The sequence below is a fragment of the Agromyces ramosus genome (assembly GCF_004216665.1).
GTDB classification, from domain to species: domain Bacteria; phylum Actinomycetota; class Actinomycetes; order Actinomycetales; family Microbacteriaceae; genus Agromyces; species Agromyces ramosus.
This window is the reverse complement of the sequence record NZ_SGWY01000001.1, coordinates 1,340,582-1,361,207: the sequence shown is the minus strand read 5'-3', so window position 1 is coordinate 1,361,207 and position 20,626 is coordinate 1,340,582. Positions and strand designations below refer to the sequence as shown.

Genomic DNA, 20,626 nt, shown 5'->3' with positions numbered 1-20,626 from the left:
CTACGTCACGTCCCTCCGCCAGGTGGTGGCGCCGCCGATGAGCGTGGCGACGACGCCGATCGCGAGCAGCACCAGGCCGCCCTGCCACCAGTCGAGCGACTCCGCCGCTCCAACCGAGGCGATGCTGTCGAACGACGCGCCGACGAGCGCGTCGCTCGCGGCGCCCGGCAGGAACTGGCCGATGGTCGCGGTGATGTCGTTGAGCGACGCCGCGAGGCGCAGGATCGGCTCGATGAACTGCGTGAACGCGAGCACGATGACGATCGCGGCCACCTGGTTCGGCACGAGCGAGCCCAGCCCCACGCCGATCGTGGCCCACAGGGCCATCGCGAGCACGCCTCGGCCGACGAGCGCCCACGTGTCGGGCTCGCCGAGCTCGGTGTCGAGGCCGAACGCCGCCAGCGCGGCCGCCCCCGTGCCGACGGACGTGAGGAATGCGATCACGCCGAAGCCCGCGCCGAGCAGGAGCTCGGAGACGAACTTCGCGCCGAGGACGACGGAGCGGTGCGGCTCCGCGAGGAACGTCGGGGTCAGCGTCTTGTGCCGGAACTCGCCCGTGACGGCGAGGGCGCCGAGGAGCACCGGGAACACGTACCCGATCGAGGAGGCGAAGCTGTAGATCAGCGGGGCGAGCCGCATGCTCGGAGGGAGCTGGGTGTTGCCCGTGTTGGCGGCGGCATCCGGGTTCTCGACGGCCCAGCCGAGGAACGCGCCGAACCCGCCCGCGAGGAACGCGACGTAGCCGACGAGCAGCAGCGCCAGCAGCCACCACATGCGGGTCGTGAAGACCTTCCGGAATTCCGAGGCGAGCGCGCGGATCACCGACATCACACCTCACCTCCGTCGACGACGACGGGGGTGGCCTCGTCGTCCGCGAGCGCATTCGTCTCACCGTTCACCAGCGAGAGGAAGGACTCCTCGAGCCCGGATCGCAGCCGGTGCAGGGCGCTCAGCTCCACCCCGCCGACGAAGGCCGCATGGCCGACACGGCCGGGATCGGGCTCGACGACGATGAAGCCGTTCCGTCCCTCGGTGTACTCCAGGCCCGCCTGGTCGAGGGCGGCCGCGAGCCGGAGGCGATCGGGGGAATCCGCGATCGTGCGCGGCGACGCGTCGAGCTCGAGGTTCGACAGCGGGCCGCTCCGCACGAGGCGACCGCGCGAGATGATCACGACGTCGTCGACGCTCTGCTGCACCTCGCTCAACAGGTGCGAGCTCACGAGCACCGTGCGCCCGTCCTGCGCGAGGTGCTGCAGGAAGCCGCGGATCCACTTGATGCCCTCGGGATCGAGGCCGTTGATCGGCTCGTCGAGCACGAGCACGCCGGGATCGCCGAGCAGCGTGTAGGCGAGCGAGAGTCGCTGCCGCATGCCGAGCGAGTACCCGCCAACCCGCCGGTCGGCGAACTCGGCGATGCCGACCTGCTCGAGCACCGCGGGCACCCGTGCCGGCGGCAGGCCGGCCGCGGTCGCGTAGACCTTCAGGTGGCTCCGCGCCGTGCGGCCGGGGTGGAAGTTCGCGTCGAGCGCGGCCCCCACGGTCTCGAGGGGCTTCGGCAGGTCGCGGTACGGCGCGCCGCCGAACGTGGCGGTTCCGGCGGTCGCGCGCACCAGCCCGAGCAGCACTCGCAGGGTCGTGGTCTTGCCCGCGCCGTTCGGGCCGAGGAACCCGGTGACCCGCCCCGGCTCGACCGTGAAGCTGAGGTCGTCGACGGCGGTCACGTGCCCGAACTGCTTGCTGAGCCCCGAGATCTCGATGGGGATGCCGCTCTTCATGCGCTCTCCTCACGTGGGGGCGAGCAGACAGCCAGGGGGCCGCGCCCCCGCACGGCCCGGGCGATGGCAACCGCCACAGGTGCCACCCTAGCGAGGGAGTCGCGACCGGGGCATCCGTCGTGCGACGGATACGAGCGCGACGACCGTGCCGCGCCCCGTCGACGCCCCGGCGGCCTCAAGCGAGCGGGCGGATGCCGCCGGGCAGCACGCCGCCCGCGTAGAGTCCTCGTGCGAGGTCCTGGAGCGCGCCGAGCGCGACCCGCTGGGTCGTCGGGCCGTAGGAGAGCCGGGCGACGCCGAGCTCCTGGAGCCGCGCCGGCGGGGGCAGGCGGGGCAGCCCGATGAGGCTGATCCTGAGCTCGCCGATGCCGTCGACGAGCTCGGCCACGACGTCCTCGCCGAAGTCGCCCGGCACGAACACGCACGTCGCCCCGGCCTCGATGTACGCGCGCCCGCGGTCGATCGCGTCGGCGATCCGGACGTCGCGCGGGCGATCGCCGCCGCGCAGGAACGCGTCGGTGCGGGCGTTGAGCGCGAACGGCACGCCCTCGGCGTCGGCGGCGGCGACGGCAGCCTCGACGGCGGCGACGGAGTCGGCGAGCGGCTTCAGCTGGTCTTCGAGGTTGGCGCCGACGACGCCCAGGCCGATGGCGCGACGGATCGTCTCACCGGGATCGCCGTAGCCCGCCTCGAGGTCGGCGCTCACCGGCACGTCGACGGCGCGGGCGATGCGCCCCGCCATGTCGAGCATGAGCTCGGCAGGGATGTGCTCGCCGTCGGGGTAGCCGAACGTCGCCGCGATCGAGTGGCTCGCGGTGGCGATCGCGCGGGTGCCGGGCAGCGCGGCCACCGCCTTCGCACTCGCGACGTCCCACACGTTCACCACCTGGAGCAGCTCGGGAGCGGTGTGCAGGCGGCGGAGTTCGGCGGCGGTGTCGGCGATGGTCATCCGGCAAGCCTAGGCGCGCCGCCGACGCCGTCCCGGGCTCGTTGGGATCGCGACGGGCTCAGCCCAGCGCCGCGGCCAGCCCGTCGAGCAGGCGCTCGACGTCCGAGGCATCCGTGTAGGGTGCGAGCCCCATGCGCAGGCCGCCGACCTCGCCGAGGCCGAGGTGCCGCGACGCCTCGAGGGCGTAGAAGTTGCCCGAGGGCGCGAGCACTCGGCGCTCGGCCAGCGACCGGGTCAGCGCGGATGCCGCGTGGCCCTCGAAGGTGGCGAGCAGCGTCGGGGTGCGGTGCACGGCGCGCGATCGGATCGTGGCGCCGGGCAGGGCGGCGAGTCCCTGTTCGAGCTGCGCTCGCAGCGCCTCCTCGTGCTCGTGGAGCGCCGCGTACGATGCGGCGAGCCGCTCGCGCCGGGACTCGGCCGCCTCGGCCGCGTCGGGGTCGAGGCCCGAGAGCACGTCGACCGCGGCGGTGACGCCGGCGAGCAGCTCGTACGGCAGCGTGCCGAACTCGAACCGCTCGGGCACCGCGTTCGTCGCGGGCAGCAGCTTGTCGGGCGTGATCGTCTCGAGCAGGCCCGGCCGGGCGGCGAGCACGCCGCAGTGCGGGCCGAGGAACTTGTACGGGGAGCACACGAAGAAGTCGGAGCCGAGCTCCTCGACGTCGGGGAGGTCGTGGGCGGTCAGGTGCACGCCGTCGACGAAGACCTTGGCGCCCGCGTCGTGCGCGACGGCCGCGATGGTCGGCACGTCGGGTCGCGTGCCGATGAGGTTCGACGCGCCGGTGACGGCGACGATGCGCGTGCGCTCGGAGAGGAGTGCGGTCACGGCCTCCGTCGGGAGCTCGCCGGTCTCGGGGTCGAAGTCGGCCCAGCGCACGGTCGCGCCCGCGCGCTCGGCCGCCTGCACCCAGGGGCGCACGTTCGCGTCGTGGTCGAGCCGCGTGACGACGACCTCGTCGGCGGCGCCCCAGTCGCGCGACAGGTGCCGGGAGAAGTCGTACACGAGCTGCGTGGCGCTGCGCCCGTGCACGATGCCGCGCGGATGCGCGTTCAGCAGGTCCGCCATGGCGAGGCGGAACCCGTGCACGGCCGCCTCGGCGCGCTCCTCCGACTCGCCGATCGTGCCGCGGTTCGACAGCGGCCCGGTGAGCACGGATGCCACGGCGTCGCCCACCGCGCGCGGGGTCTGCGTGCCGCCCGGCCCGTCGAAGTGCACCCACCCGCTCTCGAGCGAGGGGAACAGCGAACGGATGCGCGCGACGTCGTAGCCCATGCGGGAAGCCTAATCACGCCGACCGCCGTGCCAGGAGCGGGGCTAGCATGCAGTCATGGGCGGCGTGGGGGTCGAGGCATCCGGGACGGAGGCGCCCGCACTTCCCTCCCAGGCGCCACGGCGCCGGTTCTCCTTCAGCGCACTGCTCGACGGGTTCTTCTTCGTCTTCGCAGGGCTGGCCGCGATCTGGCTGGCATGGCTGCTGTTCACCGAGTCGTTCACGTTCGGCTGGTGGGGCATCCTCGGATTCGTCCTCTTCTGGGCGCTGCTCGCGTACCTCGTGCTGCCGCGCCTGCACCGCATCCTCACCACGATCTACGTGCCCGACTACTTCATCGGTCGTGCGCGCACGAGCGACGGGCTGCTCGGCGACCCGGTGAACCTCGCCGTGCTCGGCGACGAGCAGCGGCTGCACGCGGCGATGGTCGCGGCCGGGTGGACGCGCGCCGACGAGATCACGGCGGCCTCGAGCTGGCGCATCATCACGTCGACCGTCACGCGTCGCAGCTACGACGAGGCGCCCGTGAGCCCGCTCTTCCTCTTCGGGCGGCAGCAGGATGCCGCGTACCAGCAGGAGGTCGCGGGCAACCCCGCCAAGCGGCACCACGTGCGCTTCTGGCGGTGCCCCGACGGGTGGCTCCTCCCGGGCGGCTCGCGCGTGGACTGGCTCGCCGCGGGCACGTTCGACCGGGCGGTGGGCTTCTCGCTCTTCACGCTGCAGGTCACGCACAAGATCGACGCCGAGACCGACATCGAGCGCGACCACATCGTGGAGACGCTGCGCGCGTCGGATCCCGCGGTCGGGGTGGTCGTGCTGCAGGACTTCGCGACCGGCTACCACTCGCGCAACGGCGGCGGCGACACGATCGTCACCGACGGCGACCTGCCGGTGGTCGACGTGCGGGGGGTCTCGTTGCCCGACGCCGCATCGCAGCGGGAGCCGGGATGACGGCCGTCGAGAAGCGCCCCGCGTTCGAGTCGCCGGCGTCGCTGGCTGCGCCCGTGGCCGGGCCGCCGACCATGCGCCGACCGCCGTCGACGACGGCCGGCTCCGCCCTGGTGCTCCTGCGGGTGCTGGCCGGGGTCGCCTGGCTGGTGGCCCTCTCGCTGCAGTGGGACGACGTCTTCACCTCGGCGTTCGACGAGGCGGGCACGCCGCTCACGGGTGACGCGTTCGACGACATGTCGCAGGCGGTCTACGTCTTCGTGGTCGCCCTGGTCGGGGCCGTGCTGCTCTTCGACCTCGTGCTGGCCGCGCTCACCTACCTCGGCCTGAACTGGCCGCGGATCGTGGTGATGGTGATCTCGACGTTCAGCATCAGTGCGGCGTTCGTGACCTGGTGGGTCGGCGACCAGGAGGTCACGCTGCAGACCACGCTCCTCACGCTCTCGCTGGACATCCTCGTGATGCTCGCGCTGTCGAGCCGCTCGGCCCGGGCCTACGCGCGCCGCGAGCGGCTGCCGCGACGACCTCGCCAGCCCGTCGCCGCGAGATGACGCGAATCGTCCTTCGCCAGGGCCAGAAGGACGATTCGCGTCATCTCACGGGCGCGGCCGGGCCGGGGCCGGGGGAGGGCTGTCCCCCGGACGGGACCTGACGGCCTCCGCGGCGCAGGCGTAGCATGCGGCCATGCCCGCGCCGGCGCGGTCGTCCCGAGGCGCCCGGAGGATCACCGTCCTCCTCGCGGTCCTCACCGCGGTCATCCTCACGGGTTGCGTCTCGCCATCCGCCGATCCGGTGGAGGCGGTCGCGGGGAGCGCCTCGGCCACACCCGACGCGGAGACCGCCCTCGAACGCGACGTTCGGACGACCTTCCACAACGAGGAGGAGCGGGCGGCGGTCGCAGTGATCGAGGACGGGGAGGCGACGACCGTCTACGAGCGCGCCGACGAGGAGACCGTCTACGAGATCGGCTCGATCTCCAAGGTGCTGATCGGCGAACTGCTCGCGATCGCGATCGAACGGGGAGAGGTCGAGCTCGATGACCCGCTCGGCGCCCACCTGCCGCTCGGCGACGTGCCCGCGGCATCCGTCACCCTGCGCTCGCTCGCCACGCACCGGAGCGGCCTGCCCTTCGAGCCGACGGATGCCGCGTGGATGGCGGCGTCGAAGGCCGCGTTCGCCGCGGGCGGGAATCCGTACACGTCATCGCGCGAGGAGCTGATCGAGCTCGCGCGCCGCGAGCAGGTCGTACCCGGCGACGATCCGGTGTACAGCAACTTCGCCGCGGCCCTGCTCGGCCACGCACTGGCGGCAGCGGCGGGCACCGACTACCGCACGCTGCTCGAGGAACGCGTCCTCGAGCCGCTGGGGATGGACGACGCCGTGCTCGTCGAGACTGCGGAGCAGGTTCCCGACGAGCATGCCGGCGGATACAGCCGCCCGGGGCATCCGGTCGCCCCATGGTGGGGCGGGGGCTTCAGCCCCGCGGTGCTGGTGCATGCGACGCTCGACGATCTCATCGCACTGGCGCAGGCCGTGATCGACGGACCGCTCAGCCACAGCGCGGCTCTCGAGCCGGTCGCGGTCGGGTACAACCGGGCCGAGCAGATCGGCTACTTCTGGTGGGTGACCGAGGACGCTCCGCGCACCATCACCGGTCACGGCGGCACCACGGGCGGATTCAGCAGCGCGCTGATGATCGATCGTGAGGCGGGGATCGCCGCCATGGTGCTCGTGAATGCACATCGCGACGTGGACAGCTTCGCGCTGCGGTACCTCGTCGAGGCCGACCGCACCGGCTGAGTGCGACCGTGACCGGCTCAGCCCGCGACCGCGTCGGCGTGTTCGCGGCATGCGATCGACGCGCACGACGCGCACGTCACGAACTGCGCGCGGCACGAGGCATCCGGGCAGTTGGCGGTGCGGTTCGTCGGCGCGCCGCAACCCGCGCACCGGCCGATCACCGCGGCCTCGTCGCTGAAGTCGACCGAGCCGCGCCCGTCGAAGACGTAGAGCGAGCCTTCCCACAGGCCGTCGTCGCCGAAGCGCTCGCCGTAGCGCACGATGCCGCCGTCGAGCTGGTACACCTCGCCGAAGCCCCGGTTCGCCATGAGGCTCGAGAGCACCTCGCAGCGGATGCCGCCGGTGCAGTACGTCACGACCGGTCGCCCCTTGAGCTCGTCGTACGCACCGGAGTCGAGCAGCTCCACGAAGTCGCGCGTCGTCTCGACATCCGGCACGACGGCACCGCGGAAGCGGCCGATCGCCGCCTCGAGCGCGTTCCGGCCGTCGAAGAAGACGACGTCGTCGCCGCGGTCGGCGACCAGCTCGTGCAGGGCGTCGGGCGTGAGCGGGGTGCCGCCGCCCACCACCCCGTCGCCGTCGACGCGCAGCTCGCCGGGGGCGCCGAACGAGACGATCTCGTCGCGCACCTTGACGCTGAGCTTCGGGAAGTCGAGGCTCGCGCCCGTGTCGTCGAGGCCGGTGCCCTCGCTCCACTTGAAGTCGACGTGCCGGAACGCGGGGTACTCCCGGGTCGTGCGCACGTAGCGCTTCATCGCGCCGAGCTCGCCGCCGAGGGTGCCGTTCAGGCCGTCCTTCGAGATGAGGATGCGCCCGCGCAGGCCGAGCGACGCCGCGAGGTCGCGCTGCCACAGCCGCACCGCGTCGGGGTCGGGGAGCGGCGTGAAGGCGTAGTAGAGGAGGATCTTGGCGACGGCCACCCCGAGATCATACGATCGGATGCCGCGAGCTCGCCGAGTCGGCCGACCCGCGGCGCAGGGGGGTCCGCTGCGTCGGGTCCCGACGTAGGCTGGCCGCGAACGCGGACGACCATCCCCCGAGGAGGATCGCGATGCTCGACGTCGACCCCTACCAGGCGCTGCAGCGGTTGCGGCCCGTCGACACCTTCACGGTGACGAGTACCGACCTGCAGGAGGGCGGCGCGCTCGCCCGGCCGCAGTGGAGTTCCGCGGCCGGCGGCGTGGACCGCTCGCCGCAGCTCTCGTGGTCGGGTTTCCCGGCCGCGACGCGCAGCTTCGCCGTCACGTGCCTCGACCCCGACGCGCCGAGCGGCTCGGGCTGGTGGCACTGGTCGGTGGCCAACATCCCGGTCTCGGTGACGAGCCTCGAAGCCGGCGTGGGCGGCCCCGGCGGCCCGTCGCTGCCCGACGGGGCGCTCGTGCTGCGCAACGAGGAGGGCAGTCGCGGCTTCATCGGCGCGGCGCCGCCGCGGGGCACGGGCGTGCACCGCTACCTCTTCGTCGTGCACGCACTCGACGTGCCCGGCCTCGAGATCGACACGGATGCCTCGCCGGCCATCCTCGGGGCCCGCTGCTTCTTCCACGGGCTCGCCCGCGGCATCCTCACCGGCACCGCGACGCGCGACTGACGCGCCGTTCCCCGCACCGGGTGCGGCCCGGCCGCGCCCCGACGCGACGCCGAGGCCCGCCGGCCACGGCGTCAGTGCTTGTTGCCCGTGAGCGCGAGCACTCCGCCGAGGCCGATCATCATCACGCCGCCCGTCGCGGCGAGGTGCGCCGCGCGCCGCGGCGAACGGGCGAACCAGTTGCGGGCCGCGCTCGCGGCCAGCGCCCAGATCGAGTCGCAGAGCAGCGCGAGCACGATGAACACGACGCCGAGCTCGAACAGCTGCAGCGGGATCGAGCCGGCGGTGAAGTCGACGAACTGCGGGAGCACCGCGACGAAGAACGCGATGGTCTTCGGGTTGGTGACGCCGACGACGAAGCCCTCGCCCAGCTGGCGCCAGTGCGAGCGGGTGGCCACCTCGCCGTTCACGGCGGCCGCGGCATCCGCTCGATGGCGGATGGCCTGCACGCCGAGGTACACGAGGTAGAGGGCGCCCGCGAACTTGATGATCGTGAAGATCACCACGGACTGCGCGACGAGGGCGCCGACGCCGAGGGCGACCGCGGCGACGAGCGGCACCATGCCGAGGGCGTTGCCGACCACGCTGAGCAGGCCGCCGAGGCGCCCGAGCGCGAGCGACCGCCCGATCACGAACAGCACGCTCGGACCGGGGATCACGATGAGCACGATCGAGGCGACGATGAATGCCCACAGGTTCTCGACGGGGACCACCCGTGCATGCTACCCCGCGCCCCCCGCGCGCGCCGGGGTGGTGCTCCTCGGCTACTCCTCGTCGGGCGGCGGGGAGATCGCGGCGCCCAGGCGGATGCGGGTGCCGAACGGGTCGGTCACGAGCGACGTGCGCTCGCCCCACGGCTGGTCGACGGGCTCCTCGACGACGGATGCCCCGGCCGCGGCGAGCTCGGTCGTCGCCCGCTCCACGTCGTCGACGTAGAACCAGAGGAGCACGTTGCCCGGAGGCGGCGGCGACTCGGCGAGTCCGATGCCGAGCGACGAGGCGCCGACGGCGAGCGACACGTAGACCGGCTCGCCCTCGGGCGGGAAGCGGTACGTCAGTACGCCGCCGAACGCGTCGCGGTAGAACGAGAGCGCCGCATCCATGTCGGACACCTCGAGGATCGGGAACGCGGATTCGATCATGATCCCTCCTCGAAGGGAGGGTACGCCGCGGAGCCGGGATGACGCTACGGTGTGTCTCGTGAGCGACCAGATCTCCGCGAGCGTCGCCGACGGAGTCGGCCACGTGACGCTCGACCGGCCTCAGGCGCTGAACGCCCTGAGCTTCGAGATGATCCGCGCGCTCACCGCCGTGTTCGAGGCCTGGCGCGATGATTCCGAGGTGGGGCTCGTGGTGCTCGACGGCGCCGGCGAACGCGGCTTCTCGGCCGGCGGCGACATCCGCGAGCTCTACGAGTACGCGACCGACGGCAACGCCGACGACGCCCGCGAGTTCTTCCGCTCGGAGTACCGGCTCGACGCGATGATCGCGCGGTACCCGAAGCCCGTCGTCGCCATCATGGACGGCATCACGATGGGCGGCGGCATCGGCCTCGCCGGCCACGCCGCAATCCGGGTCGTCACCGAGCGCTCCCGCGTGGCCATGCCCGAGACGCGCATCGGCTTCACGCCCGACGTCGGCGGCTCCTGGCTCCTCGCGAGGGCGCCGGGCGAGCTCGGCGTGCACCTCGCCCTGAACTCGCGCACGATGGATGCGGCCGACGCCCTGCATGCCGGCTTCGCCGACTCGTTCGTGCCGTCGGAGCGGCTCCCGCACCTGGTGCAGGCGCTCGCCGAGCGGGCCGACCCCGGCAGCCCCGCCGAGATCGTGATGCTCTTCGACGAGACGCCCGGTCCGTCGGCCCTCGCCCTCGCCCGCGACTGGGTCGACGCGTGCTACTCCGCCCCGACCGTCGCCGAGATCATCACGCGCCTCCGGGCCTTCGCCGAGGGCCGTCGCACAGCGCCCGGTTCGGCGGACGCGTCGAGCTCGTTCCCGACCCAGCCGCTCGACCCAGCCGCATCCGCCTACGCGGCCGCCGCCGCCGACGAGCTCGAGACGCTCTCGCCGACCGCGCTCACCGTCACCCTCGAGTCGGTGCGGCGCGCGCGCACGCTGGGCAGCCTCGAGGAGGCGCTCGAGCAGGAGTTCCGCCTCGTGTCCTGGTTCATCGAACAGCACGACCTGCGCGAGGGCATCCGCGCGCAGGTCATCGACAAGGACCGCGCGCCCAAGTGGAGCCCCGCCACGCTCGACGACGTCGACCCGGGCCTCGCCGCGCACGTGATGGGCGCGCAGCTGCACGACCCCGTCTGGCCCGATACCGCCACCACCTGAGCCGAACCGTACGGCACGGCACACGAGTGCGCACACGGCAAGCCCCCCGCCGCGATACGCCGCGTTCGCGGCATCCGCCGGTTCGATTCGATAGCGTTGGGGCGTGAAGACCCACCACCTGCGCACCCACCGGAGTGACGAGAACCTGGCCCGTGAAGGCCAGCTCGCCTGGCAGCTGGCCGGGGTCGCGACCGACCCCGTCGAGCTCGACGACGACGTGGTCGACATGGTCGTGAACCGCGTGATCGACAATGCGGCCGTCGCGGCGGCCTCGCTCGCTCGCAAGCCCGTCGTCTCGGCACGCAGCCAGGCGCTCGCCCACCCCGTCTCGATCGGCGGCGACGGTGCAACCGTGTTCGGCGCGGATGCCGCGCGGCGCACGTCGCCCGAATGGGCCGCATGGGCCAACGGCGTGGCCGTGCGCGAGCTCGACTTCCACGACACGTTCCTCGCGGCGGAGTACTCGCACCCGGGCGACAACATCCCGCCGATCGTCGCCGTCGCCCAGCACCTCGCCGCCGCGCGCGGACTCACCGGCCGCGACATCGTGCGCGGCATCGCGACCGGCTACGAGATCCAGATCGACCTCGTCAAGGCGATCTCCCTCCACAAGCACAAGATCGACCACGTCGCGCACCTCGGCCCGTCGGCGGCCGCCGGCATCGGCACGCTCCTCGGGCTCGACCAGGAGACGATCTTCCAGGCCATCGGGCAGGCGCTGCACACCACCACGGCCACCCGCCAGTCGCGCAAGGGCGAGATCTCCACGTGGAAGGCGCACGCCCCCGCCTTCGCCGGCAAGATGGCCGTCGAGGCGGTCGACCGGGCCATGCGCGGCGAGACCAGTCCGGTGCCGATCTACGAGGGTGAGGACGGCGTCATCGCGTGGCTCCTCGACGGCCCGGATGCCTCGTACGAGGTGACGATCCCCGACGAGGGCGAGGCCAAGCGCGCCATCCTCGACTCGTACACGAAGGAGCACTCGGCCGAGTACCAGGCACAGGCGTGGATCGACCTCGCCCGCAAGCTGCACGACGAGTACCCGATCATCCTCGACGACCCCGAGCGCATCGAGTCGATCACCCTGCACACGTCGCACCACACCCACTACGTCATCGGCTCGGGCGCGAACGACCCGCAGAAGTACGACCCCGACGCCTCGCGTGAGACGCTCGACCACTCCATCCCGTACGTCTTCACGGTGGCGCTGCAGGACGGCGCGTGGCACCACGCCGACTCGTACTCGCCCGAGCGGGCCCACCGCCCCGACACGATCGAGCTCTGGAAGAAGGTGACCACCGTCGAGGACGAGGAGTGGACGCGCCGCTACCACTCGAACGACATCGACGAGAAGGCCTTCGGCGGCAAGGTCGTCATCAAGCTCTCCGACGGCGGCGAGATCGTCGACGAGATCGCCGTCGCCGACGCGCATCCCCTCGGCGCACGGCCGTTCGCGCGCGAGCAGTACGTGCAGAAGTTCCGCACGCTCGCCGAGTGGGTGCTCGAGGAGGCCGAGATCGAGCGGTTCCTCGACGTGGCGCAGCGCCTGCCAGAGCTCGGCCCCGACGAGCTCGGCGCGCTCACCTTCACGGCGGCGCCCGGCGCGCTCGTCACCGTCGAGATCCCGACCGGCCTGTTCTGACCATGAACGCGGGGGTCGCTCTCGTCACCGGTGCCTCGTCCGGCATCGGCGAGGCGACCGCCGTCGAGCTCGCGCGCCGCGGCTTCACCGTCTACGGCGTGGCGCGCCGTCTCGATCGCATGTCCGGCCTTGCCGAGCACGGGGTGCACGTGTTCGAGATGGACGTGACGGATGACGCGTCGATCACGTCGGGCGTCGAGCGGATCCTGCACGAGCAGGGCCGCATCGACGTGCTCGTGAACAACGCCGGCTACGGGTCGTACGGCGCCCTGGAGGACGTGCCGATCGAGGAGGCCCGACGTCAGTTCGAGGTGAACGTCTTCGGGTTGGCCCGGCTCACCCAGCTGGTCCTGCCGCACATGCGCGCGCAGCGCAGCGGCAGGATCGTCAACGTCTCGTCGATCGGCGGGAAGTTCTACGAGCCGCTCGGCGCGTGGTACCACGCCACGAAGTTCGCGGTCGAGGGACTGAGTGACTCGCTGCGGCTCGAGCTGAAGCCGCACGGCATCCATGTCGTCGTCATCGAGCCCGGCACCATCCGCACCGAGTGGGGCGGGATCGCGAGCGAGAGCGCCATCGCCCGGTCGGGTGGCACCGCGTACGGGCGCCAGGCGGAACGGCTCGCGAAGGTGTACGAACTCGCCGACCGGCCCGGAGTCGGTGCCTCGCCGCGGGTCGTCGCGCTCGCGATCGCCACGGCCGCGACCGCGCGTCGGCCCCGCATCCGCTATGCGGTGCCGTTCGGCGCGAAGGCGATCCTCGTCGTGCGGCGGATCCTCACGGACCGGGCGTTCGACTGGCTGATCCTGCGCGCCTACGGGCCGCGCTGAGTGGGGTTCGGCCCCCGGCCGCCTCGCGGCCGGGCAGGGCGGCGGGGTCGCACGCCTCCGCGATTAGGCTGGGTCGAAGGAGGCCCACCATGCTCTACGCCCAGACCCCGCCCGCCGAGAAGCGACGGCTCTTCCGCCAACGGCTCGCGAGTGGCGAGATCCTCCGCTTCCCGGGCGCGTTCAACCCGCTCTCGGCGCGGCTGATCGAGCAGAAGGGCTTCGACGGCGTCTACATCTCGGGTGCCGTGCTCTCGGCCGACCTCGGCCTGCCCGACATCGGGCTCACCACGCTCACCGAGGTCGCCGGGCGGGGCAGGCAGATCGCCCGCATGACCGAGCTGCCGGCGATCATCGATGCCGACACGGGCTTCGGCGAGCCGATGAACGTGGCCCGCACCGTGCAGGAGATGGAGGACGCCGGCCTGGCCGGCCTCCACGTCACGGCCGCCGCGAGCGATGCACGCACGAGCCTGCCCATCGGAATCCCCTTCGCGACCGGTGCCGGCGGACGAGATCCGGTCGTCTTCGCTGAAGATACCGCGACCGCGCCCGTGCCGCCACGGTGGAGAAGGGCTCGCGGTACGATGACGCCTACCGTCGGTCTCTCGGCGGACGGCTCGGTCAGGGGTGGACGATGGCACGGAGCAAGCAGGAGAAGGCCGCCGCGAAGGCGCTCGATGCCGCGAAGGACGCAGTGGCGAAGGCCAGGCGGCTCGCTGCCAAGGCCGACAAGGCGGCGCGCAGGAAGGCGGCGAAGGTCGAGGCGAAGCTGGCGAAGCTGGTCGACGACGAGCGAGCTGCGAAGAAGAAGGCGTCGAAGGCGTCGAAGTCCGCGGTCCCGGCGCCTCCCGTGGTGTTGAAGCCATCGAGCGCGAGCACGCCCGTGCCGGAAGCGGCGGATGCCCCCGCGGTGAAGTCGGCCGCACTGAGCGCACCGGCCGTGCAGGCACGCGCCGCGAACGCGCCCCCCGCGAAGCCGGCAGCGGCGAAGGCACCGGCGGCGAAGGCACCGGCGGCGAAGCGGCCTGCGGTGAAGACCCAGGGGGCGAAGTCGGCTGCGAAAGCACCAAGGGCGGCCACGCCGGCCGCGAAGGCGCCGGCCGCGAAGGCGGCGGCGAAGGCACCGTCAGTGAAGACCCCTGCCGCGAAGACGCGGACGACGAGATCGCGGGCCGCGAAGGCGCCGGCCGCGACGGCGCGGGCGACGAGGGGCTCCGCCGTCCCGACCTCGGCGACCGCCCTCGAGGGGAGAACCGTCGCGGAGCTGCGTGAACTCGCTCGCGCGCGCGGCATCCGCGGCTCCTCGCGGTTCACGAAGGCGCAACTGGTCGTCTTCCTCAGCGGCTGAAGCTCGAGGCGTGGGTCGTCGGCCGTGTCCCGCGCGGGTGGCACCCGGCATCCGTTTCGAGCAGGAGGTCACGTGACCGCTGACGCCCCCGGCATCCTCGACCGCTCGGCGCTCGCGCCGCCGCCGCGGACGCTCATCGACGTGCTGCGCGCGACCACGCTGGCGCACCCCGACGCGTCGGCGCTGGAGGACGGGGCGGGGGCGCTGAGCTACCGCGAGCTCCTGGCTCGGGTGGTGCGAACCGCGGCCCGCCTGCACGCCGCCGGTGTCCGCCGCGGCGATCGCGTCGGCATCCGCATGCCCTCGGGTTCCCGCGACCTCTACATCGCGATCCTGGCGGCCATGGCCGCCGGCGCCGCGTACGTTCCCGTCGACGCCGACGACCCGGAGGAGCGCGCCCGCCTCGTGTTCGGCGAGGCGGGCGTGCGGGGCGTGATCACGGGCAGCGGTTCGTTCGAGCCGATGGGCGACCAGGTCCAACCGGATGCCTCGCCGGCGGCGCTGTTCGGCGGGACGCCGCCGCACGCCAGCACGTACGCGACCCCAGTGGCCAGCCCGCCCGGACTCGACGACGACGCGTGGATCATCTTCACCTCGGGCTCGACCGGCACCCCGAAGGGCGTCGCGGTGACGCACCGATCTGCCGCCGCCTTCGTCGACGCCGAGGCGGGGCTCTTCCTGCAGGGTGCGCCGCTCGGGCCGGGGGATCGCGTGCTGGCGGGCCTGTCGGTGGCCTTCGACGCGTCGTGCGAGGAGATGTGGCTGGCGTGGCGGCACGGGGCGTGCCTGGTGCCCGCACCGAGGAGCCTGGTGCGCAGCGGCATGGACCTGGGTCCGTGGATGGTCACCCACGGGATCTCCGTCGTCTCGACCGTGCCCACGCTCGCCGCCCTGTGGCCGGCCGAGGCGATCGAGAACGTGCGACTGCTGATCTTCGGCGGCGAGGCGGTTCCGCCGGAGCTCGCCGGCCGGCTCGTGTCGCCCGAACGGGAGGTGTGGAACACGTACGGCCCGACGGAGGCCACGGTCGTCGCCTGCGCCGCGCTCCTCGACGGCACGGGCCCGGTGCGCATCGGCCTCCCGCTCGACGGCTGGGCGCTCGCCGTGGTCGACGCCGACGAGCGGCCCGTGGCCGAGGGCGCGGTCGGCGAGCTCATCATCGGCGGCGTGGGCCTCGCCCGATACCTCGACCCGGAGAAGGACGCGGTGAAGTACTCGCCGATGCCGACGCTCGGCTGGGAGCGGGCGTACCGCTCGGGCGATCTCGTGGTGTTCGATCGCGAGGGGCTGCTCTTCCAGGGACGTGCCGACGACCAGGTGAAGGTCGGCGGCCGACGCATCGAGCTCGGCGAGATCGAGTCGGCGCTCCAGGCGCTGCCCGGCGTCTCGGGAGCCGCGGCCGCGGTGCGACGAACAGAGGCGGGCAACCAGGTGCTCGTCGGCTACCTCGCGGTCGCCCACGGGTTCGACCGCGACGCCGCCCGCACCCGCCTCACCGAGGAGCTCCCGGCGGCGCTCGTGCCGCTGCTCGCGATCGTCGACGACCTCCCCACCCGCACGTCGGGCAAGGTCGACCGGGCGGCCCTGCCCTGGCCGCTGGCCGGGGTGGAGCCGGATGCCGCCGGCCTCGGGGCATCCGCTGCCTGGCTCGCCGAGCAGTGGCAGGCGGTCCTCGGCGTGCCGGTGTCGGAACCGGACGCGAGCTTCTTCGACCTGGGCGGGGGATCCCTCGCGGCCGCCCAGCTCGTGAGCCGGATCCGCGCACGCGACCCGGACTTCACGGTCGCCGACATCTACGACCATCCCCGCCTCGGCGCGATGGCGGACGAGCTCGACGCGCGCGCGCCGGAGCCGGGCTCGGCGGCGTCGTCGTTCCGCCAACCGGTCCCGACGCCGCGCGGCACGCAGTGGGTGCAGACGCTCGCGGGCGTGCCGCTGTTCATCCTGAGCGGCGCGCGATGGCTGCTCTACCTGCTGACCGCCACGACGATCCTCGACGCCCTGAGCGACGACTTCGGGTTCCTGCCGACGGTGCCGTCGTGGGTGCTCCTCCTCGGACTCGCGATCTTCGCCACGCCGTTCGGCCGCATGGCCATCGCGATCGCGGGGGCGAGGATCCTGCTCGCCGGGCTCGAGCCGGGCGACTACCCGCGGGGCGGTGCCGTGCACCTGCGCATGTGGCTCGCCGACCAGATCGCCCACCAGGTCGACGCGGTGGGCCTCTCGGGCGCACCGTGGGTGTCGAACTACGCTCGCGCGCTCGGTGCGAGGATCGGCGAGGACGTGGACCTGCACACGCTGCCGCCCGTCACCGGCATGCTGACGATCGGCGATCGGGCCGCGATCGAGCCCGAGGTCGACCTCGCCGGCACCTGGATCGACGGCGACGTCGTGCGCATCGGCCGGATGCGCATCGGAGCCGGCTCGACGGTCGGTGCGCGCAGCACGCTCCTTCCCGGCGCCCGGATCGGGAAGGGCGCCGAGATCGCGCCGGGCTCCGCCGTCTTCGGCCGCGTGCCGGCCGGACAGCGCTGGGCGGGGTCGCCCGCCGAGCGGATCGGCCCTGCGGCCCCGCTCACCGACGCGCCTCCTCGGCGGACGCGTTGGCTCGTCGCGTACGGCGCGTCGTCGCTCTTCCTCTCGCTCCTGCCGATCGCCGCCTTCGCCGCCGGTGGGGCGGTGACCGCCGTGGGGATGGCCGGCGCGGACTCGCTGGGCGACGCCGCGCTCCGCGCCCTGGCCTGGTTGGTTCCCGCGACCCTCGTGGCCGGCGTCGCCTTCGCCGGCCTCGTCATGGTCGCCGTGCGTCTCCTCGGGATCGGGCTGCACGAGGGCCGGCATCCGGTGCGCAGCCGGGTCGGCTGGCAGGCGTGGACCATCGAGCGGCTGATGGACGCCTCGCGCACCATCCTGTTCCCGCTCTACTCGAGCCTGTTCACGCCGGTGTGGCTGCGCCTGCTCGGCGCCGAGGTGGGCCGCGGGGTCGAGGCGTCCACGGTGCTCCTCATCCCGTCGATGACCACCATCGACGACCACGCGTTCCTGGCTGACGACACCATGGTCGCGTCGTACGAGCTGCAGGGCGGCTGGATGCGCCTGGACCGGGCCCGAATCGGCAAGCGCGCGTTCCTCGGCAACTCGGGCATCGCGGCCGCCGGCCATCGGCTCGCCCGCGACGCGCTCGTGGCGGTGCTGTCGGTGGCGCCGGTGAAGTCGAAGCCCGGCACGTCGTGGCTCGGGTCGCCCCCGGTGCGCCTGCGCCGCTCGGCGCTGGAGACCGACGAGCGCCGCACCTACCGGCCCCCGTTCCGCCTGCGGGTCGCCCGCACGCTGTGGGAGCTCTGCAGGATCGTGCCGGTGTTCGTCACCTGCGGCATCGGCCTCGGCGTGCTGTTCACGCTCGCGGCGCTCACCGCGGTGTTCGGGGTGTTCGTCGCGCTCCTGCTCAGCGGGGTCGTGATGCTCGCCGCCGGTGCGGTGGCCGCGCTCGCCTCGACGCTCGCGAAGTGGGCGTTCGTCGGCCGGATCAGGGCGGGGGAGCATCCGCTCTGGTCCAGCTTCGTGTGGCGCACCGAGGTGTCGGACACGTTCGTCGAGATGGTCGCGGCACCGTGGTTCGCCCGCGCGGCCGCCGGAACCCCGGCACTCGCCGTCTGGTTGCGCACGCTCGGCGCGCACATCGGCCGCGGCGTCTGGTGCGACAGCTACTGGCTCCCCGAGGCCGATCTCGTCACCCTCGGCGACGGATCCACGGTGAATCGCGGCTGCGTGGTGCAGACGCACCTGTTCCATGATCGAATCATGAGCATGGACGAGGTCACGATCGAGCCGGGCGCGACGCTCGGGCCCCACAGCGTGATCCTGCCCGCCGCGCGGATCGGCGCGCACGCGACGGTCGGTCCGGCCTCGCTCGTGATGCGCGGCGAGGAGGTCCCGGTCGGCAGTCGCTGGAGCGGCAACCCCATCGGCCCCTGGCGTGCCGTGAACGTCGCCGACTACCACGCCCAGGTGCGCTGATGGAGGCCTCCGAGATCGGCGTCGACACGGCGGGCGATGCCTACCTGCCGCAGAGCGGCAACGGCGGGTATCGCACGGTGTCGATCGTCCTCTCCCTGCGCTACCGCATCGCCCGCAACCGACTCGACGGCAGCGCCGAGCTGCTGCTGCGGGCGAACCAGCGGCTCGCCCGGTTCAGCCTCGACCTGGTCGGCCTCTCCGCCTCGGTCGTGCGGGTCGAAGGACGGCGGGCGGAGTTCCGCCAGGTGCAGGGCAAGCTGCGCATCACGCCCGAGCGACCCGTCGAGCCCGGTGCCGAGTTCCTCGTCGTCGTCGAGTACGGCGGCGCCCCGAAGCCCCGACGCACCCGATCCTGGGGCGCGATCGGCTGGGAGGAGCTCGATGACGGCGTGCTGGTGGCGTCGCAGCCCTCGGGGGCGCCGACCTGGTTCCCGTGCAACGACCACCCGTTCGACAAGGCGAGCTATCGCATCCGCTTCGAGACGGATGCCGCCTACACCGTCGTCGCCAACGGCGAACTCGAGGACCACCGGGTCATCAGCGGACAGGGCGTGTGGGTGTACGACCAGCGCGAGCCCACCGCGAGCTACCTCGTGATGCTGCAGGTCGGTCGGTACGCGAAGCGCACGCTGCCCTTCGACGGGGCCGAGGGTGCCGTGTACTTCCCCAAGTCGCTGGAGCGTCGCGTGAACGCCGACTTCGGCCCGCTGCCCCGCATGCTCGAGGTCTTCGCGTCCGCGTTCGGCCCGTATCCGTTCGAGCGCTACGCGGTGGTCGTGACGCCCGACGAGCTCGAGATCCCGCTCGAGGCGCAGGGCCTCGCCGTGTTCGGCGCCAACCACATCGACGGCCACGGTGGCGAGGAGCGGCTCATCGCCCACGAGCTCGCCCACCAGTGGTTCGGCAACAGCGTGGGCCTCGCCCGCTGGCAGGACATCTGGCTCAACGAGGGATTCTGCTGCTACGCCGAGTGGCTGTGGTCGGATGCCTCGGGCGCCGCCTCGGCGGACCAGCTCGCCCGGGAGCACCACGCCCGCCTCGCCCGCCTGCCCGAGGACCTCCTCATCGGCGATCCCGGCCCGTCGAGCATGTTCGACGACCGCCTGTACAAGCGCGGCGCCCTGACACTGCACGGCCTCCGCCTCCTCCTGGGCGATGACGACTTCTTCGGCGCGCTCCGGGCGTGGACCACGACGCATCGCCATGCCACGGCCACCACGGCCGACTTCATCGACCTCGTCGCGACGCGAACCGGGCACCACGTCGGCACGTTCTTCGAGGCGTGGCTCTACCGCCCCGAGCTGCCGCCCCTCCCGCCGCCGGTCGCGGTCAGCGCGGCGCCGGGCCGGCCGCGACACTGACGAGGCAGTCCGCGATCCGCCGGTCGACGATCCGGTAGGGCGCGGGCTCGCCGCCGATGCGTGCGAGCCGCCGCCGCACGACGACGGAGGCCGGATCCACGCGCAGGCCGCGGCCGTCGGCCTTCAGCACCGCCTCGGCACGCACCCATCGGCGCACCGCGGACCGCGACGGGCCACCGAGCACGGCGGCGAGCTCCGTGCGGCGCGCCGGTTCGTGGCCGGGCGGCGCCCGCCGCGGCTCCACGTCGACGCCCACCCGGATGCCCGGGGGCGCGAGCGCCGCGACGACGAGTCGCGGGCAGGAGGCCACCGTCACGTTCGGCGGCGGCCCCGCCGCATCCGGCCACCGCAGCGCCGGGCGCCCATGCTCGCCGCCGCACCGTTCGCAGGCGGCCGTCACCGTCACCCGCTCGGGCGGGAGCCCGCCCGCATCCGCGGCGAGATCGCGCAGGAGCATCCGCCCGAGGAGGAAACGGTTCCGGCGGGCGGCGTCGGCGATCTCGGTGGCGCGAGCCACCTCCGCCGGCGCGAGCAGGCGCCACGCTCGAGCGAGGTCGAACTCGGCAGGATCCGCCCAGGCGAGGCGCACCCCTCCACCGATCACGCCCGAACCGCCGGTCACGCTACGGCACGAGGGCGGTCGGGGTTGTCGACGCTGGTGTTCGGCATGGGGCGTCCTCACTGCTCGGTGCCGGAGGTGGCGGCGATCCCGCCGGTGATCCCAGTCCAGCATCGCAGGAGCCGCCGTTCAACGGGACGGTGACGG

The 20,626-nt window shown here is 73.0% G+C and carries 18 protein-coding genes and 1 pseudogene; 11 read left to right on the top strand and 8 right to left on the bottom strand.

From position 1 onward, the window contains the following. The 4 genes from EV187_RS06375 to EV187_RS06360 all read right to left on the bottom strand — a co-directional run bounded on the left by EV187_RS06375 (position 1) and on the right by EV187_RS06360 (position 3,994). Positions 1–828 carry an ABC transporter permease gene (locus tag EV187_RS06375; RefSeq protein WP_130352113.1) on the bottom strand — a complete coding sequence of 276 codons (828 nt, stop codon included), beginning with the start codon at positions 826–828 and terminating at the stop codon, positions 1–3. After that, complete coding sequence (locus EV187_RS06370) at positions 828–1,775, bottom strand: ABC transporter ATP-binding protein (RefSeq protein WP_130352111.1); 948 nt, start codon at positions 1,773–1,775, stop codon at positions 828–830. The genes EV187_RS06375 and EV187_RS06370 overlap by 1 nt, the downstream gene beginning before the upstream one ends. 175 nt (positions 1,776–1,950) lie before the next feature. Further along, entirely contained in the window at positions 1,951–2,724 is a 774-nt protein-coding gene (locus EV187_RS06365; RefSeq protein WP_130352110.1) for an isocitrate lyase/PEP mutase family protein, read from the bottom strand. Between the two features lie 58 nt (positions 2,725–2,782). Then, positions 2,783–3,994, bottom strand: coding sequence for a cysteine desulfurase-like protein (locus tag EV187_RS06360; RefSeq protein ID WP_130352108.1), 1,212 nt, complete (start codon positions 3,992–3,994; stop codon positions 2,783–2,785). Between the two features lie 55 nt (positions 3,995–4,049). Here EV187_RS06360 and EV187_RS06355 point away from each other — a divergent pair, with 55 nt between their 5' ends. The 3 genes from EV187_RS06355 (at position 4,050) to EV187_RS06345 (ending at position 6,740) form a co-directional block, all read left to right on the top strand. Next, positions 4,050–4,943, top strand: coding sequence for an LssY C-terminal domain-containing protein (locus tag EV187_RS06355; protein ID WP_130352106.1), 894 nt, complete (start codon positions 4,050–4,052; stop codon positions 4,941–4,943). Next, the gene (locus EV187_RS06350; RefSeq protein WP_130352105.1) at positions 4,940–5,491 is read left to right on the top strand and encodes a hypothetical protein; all 552 of its coding nucleotides are present in this window, start codon (positions 4,940–4,942) and stop codon (positions 5,489–5,491) included. The genes EV187_RS06355 and EV187_RS06350 overlap by 4 nt, the downstream gene beginning before the upstream one ends. Before the next feature lie 133 nt (positions 5,492–5,624). Next, complete coding sequence (locus EV187_RS06345; RefSeq protein ID WP_130352103.1) at positions 5,625–6,740, top strand: serine hydrolase domain-containing protein; 1,116 nt, start codon at positions 5,625–5,627, stop codon at positions 6,738–6,740. Between the two features lie 17 nt (positions 6,741–6,757). On the opposite strand, the gene trhO is transcribed toward EV187_RS06345, so the two are convergent. Further along, complete coding sequence (trhO, locus tag EV187_RS06340; RefSeq protein ID WP_130352101.1) at positions 6,758–7,660, bottom strand: oxygen-dependent tRNA uridine(34) hydroxylase TrhO; 903 nt, start codon at positions 7,658–7,660, stop codon at positions 6,758–6,760. A 131-nt stretch (positions 7,661–7,791) separates the two neighbouring features. On the opposite strand from trhO, the gene EV187_RS06335 reads away from it, so the two are divergent. Then, positions 7,792–8,328 (top strand): YbhB/YbcL family Raf kinase inhibitor-like protein, encoded by a 537-nt coding sequence (locus tag EV187_RS06335; protein ID WP_130352099.1) that lies wholly within the window; start codon positions 7,792–7,794, stop codon positions 8,326–8,328. 71 nt (positions 8,329–8,399) lie between these two features. Here EV187_RS06335 and EV187_RS06330 read toward each other — a convergent pair whose 3' ends face one another. After that, positions 8,400–9,038, bottom strand: coding sequence for a LysE family translocator (locus EV187_RS06330; protein ID WP_130352098.1), 639 nt, complete (start codon positions 9,036–9,038; stop codon positions 8,400–8,402). A gap of 51 nt (positions 9,039–9,089) precedes the next feature. After that, positions 9,090–9,467 carry a VOC family protein gene (locus tag EV187_RS06325; RefSeq protein WP_130352096.1) on the bottom strand — a complete coding sequence of 126 codons (378 nt, stop codon included), beginning with the start codon at positions 9,465–9,467 and terminating at the stop codon, positions 9,090–9,092. Between the two features lie 58 nt (positions 9,468–9,525). Between EV187_RS06325 and EV187_RS06320 the strand changes: the two genes are divergently transcribed. From EV187_RS06320 to EV187_RS06290, 7 genes and pseudogenes are all read left to right on the top strand, one after another. Then, positions 9,526–10,662, top strand: a complete 1,137-nt coding sequence (locus EV187_RS06320; RefSeq protein WP_165391119.1) for an enoyl-CoA hydratase/isomerase family protein — start codon at positions 9,526–9,528, stop codon at positions 10,660–10,662. 103 nt (positions 10,663–10,765) lie between these two features. Further along, entirely contained in the window at positions 10,766–12,304 is a 1,539-nt protein-coding gene (locus EV187_RS06315) for an MmgE/PrpD family protein (protein WP_130352094.1), read from the top strand. 2 nt (positions 12,305–12,306) lie between these two features. Next, positions 12,307–13,134, top strand: a complete 828-nt coding sequence (locus EV187_RS06310) for an oxidoreductase (protein WP_130352093.1) — start codon at positions 12,307–12,309, stop codon at positions 13,132–13,134. A gap of 89 nt (positions 13,135–13,223) precedes the next feature. Next, positions 13,224–13,574: pseudogene (locus EV187_RS06305) on the top strand (isocitrate lyase/PEP mutase family protein); the annotation flags it as partial. Positions 13,575–13,768: 194 nt separating this feature from the next. After that, positions 13,769–14,482, top strand: coding sequence for a Rho termination factor N-terminal domain-containing protein (locus EV187_RS18515; protein ID WP_207221774.1), 714 nt, complete (start codon positions 13,769–13,771; stop codon positions 14,480–14,482). Between the two features lie 72 nt (positions 14,483–14,554). Next, entirely contained in the window at positions 14,555–18,499 is a 3,945-nt protein-coding gene (locus EV187_RS06295; protein ID WP_130352091.1) for a Pls/PosA family non-ribosomal peptide synthetase, read from the top strand. Beyond that, positions 18,499–19,860: a M1 family metallopeptidase gene (locus tag EV187_RS06290; RefSeq protein ID WP_130352090.1), complete on the top strand. Its 1,362-nt coding sequence runs from the start codon at positions 18,499–18,501 to the stop codon at positions 19,858–19,860. The genes EV187_RS06295 and EV187_RS06290 overlap by 1 nt, the downstream gene beginning before the upstream one ends. Here the strand turns inward: EV187_RS06290 and EV187_RS06285 are convergent. Continuing rightward, entirely contained in the window at positions 19,829–20,464 is a 636-nt protein-coding gene (locus EV187_RS06285; protein WP_130352088.1) for a 4'-phosphopantetheinyl transferase family protein, read from the bottom strand. The genes EV187_RS06290 and EV187_RS06285 overlap by 32 nt on opposite strands. Positions 20,465–20,626 lie beyond the last annotated feature (162 nt).

Excerpts from the sequence above, each read along its gene's own strand:
- EV187_RS06375 (WP_130352113.1), bottom strand. The coding sequence starts at position 828 with ATGTCGGTGATCCGCGCGCTCGCCTCGGAATTCCGGAAGGTCTTCACG.
- EV187_RS06370 (WP_130352111.1), bottom strand. The coding sequence starts at position 1,775 with ATGAAGAGCGGCATCCCCATCGAGATCTCGGGGCTCAGCAAGCAGTTC.
- EV187_RS06365 (WP_130352110.1), bottom strand. The coding sequence starts at position 2,724 with ATGACCATCGCCGACACCGCCGCCGAACTCCGCCGCCTGCACACCGCT.
- EV187_RS06360 (WP_130352108.1), bottom strand. The coding sequence starts at position 3,994 with ATGGGCTACGACGTCGCGCGCATCCGTTCGCTGTTCCCCTCGCTCGAG.
- EV187_RS06355 (WP_130352106.1), top strand. The coding sequence starts at position 4,050 with ATGGGCGGCGTGGGGGTCGAGGCATCCGGGACGGAGGCGCCCGCACTT.
- EV187_RS06350 (WP_130352105.1), top strand. The coding sequence starts at position 4,940 with ATGACGGCCGTCGAGAAGCGCCCCGCGTTCGAGTCGCCGGCGTCGCTG.
- EV187_RS06345 (WP_130352103.1), top strand. The coding sequence starts at position 5,625 with ATGCCCGCGCCGGCGCGGTCGTCCCGAGGCGCCCGGAGGATCACCGTC.
- EV187_RS06335 (WP_130352099.1), top strand. The coding sequence starts at position 7,792 with ATGCTCGACGTCGACCCCTACCAGGCGCTGCAGCGGTTGCGGCCCGTC.
- EV187_RS06325 (WP_130352096.1), bottom strand. The coding sequence starts at position 9,467 with ATGATCGAATCCGCGTTCCCGATCCTCGAGGTGTCCGACATGGATGCG.
- EV187_RS06310 (WP_130352093.1), top strand. The coding sequence starts at position 12,307 with ATGAACGCGGGGGTCGCTCTCGTCACCGGTGCCTCGTCCGGCATCGGC.
- EV187_RS18515 (WP_207221774.1), top strand. The coding sequence starts at position 13,769 with ATGGCACGGAGCAAGCAGGAGAAGGCCGCCGCGAAGGCGCTCGATGCC.
- EV187_RS06290 (WP_130352090.1), top strand. The coding sequence starts at position 18,499 with ATGGAGGCCTCCGAGATCGGCGTCGACACGGCGGGCGATGCCTACCTG.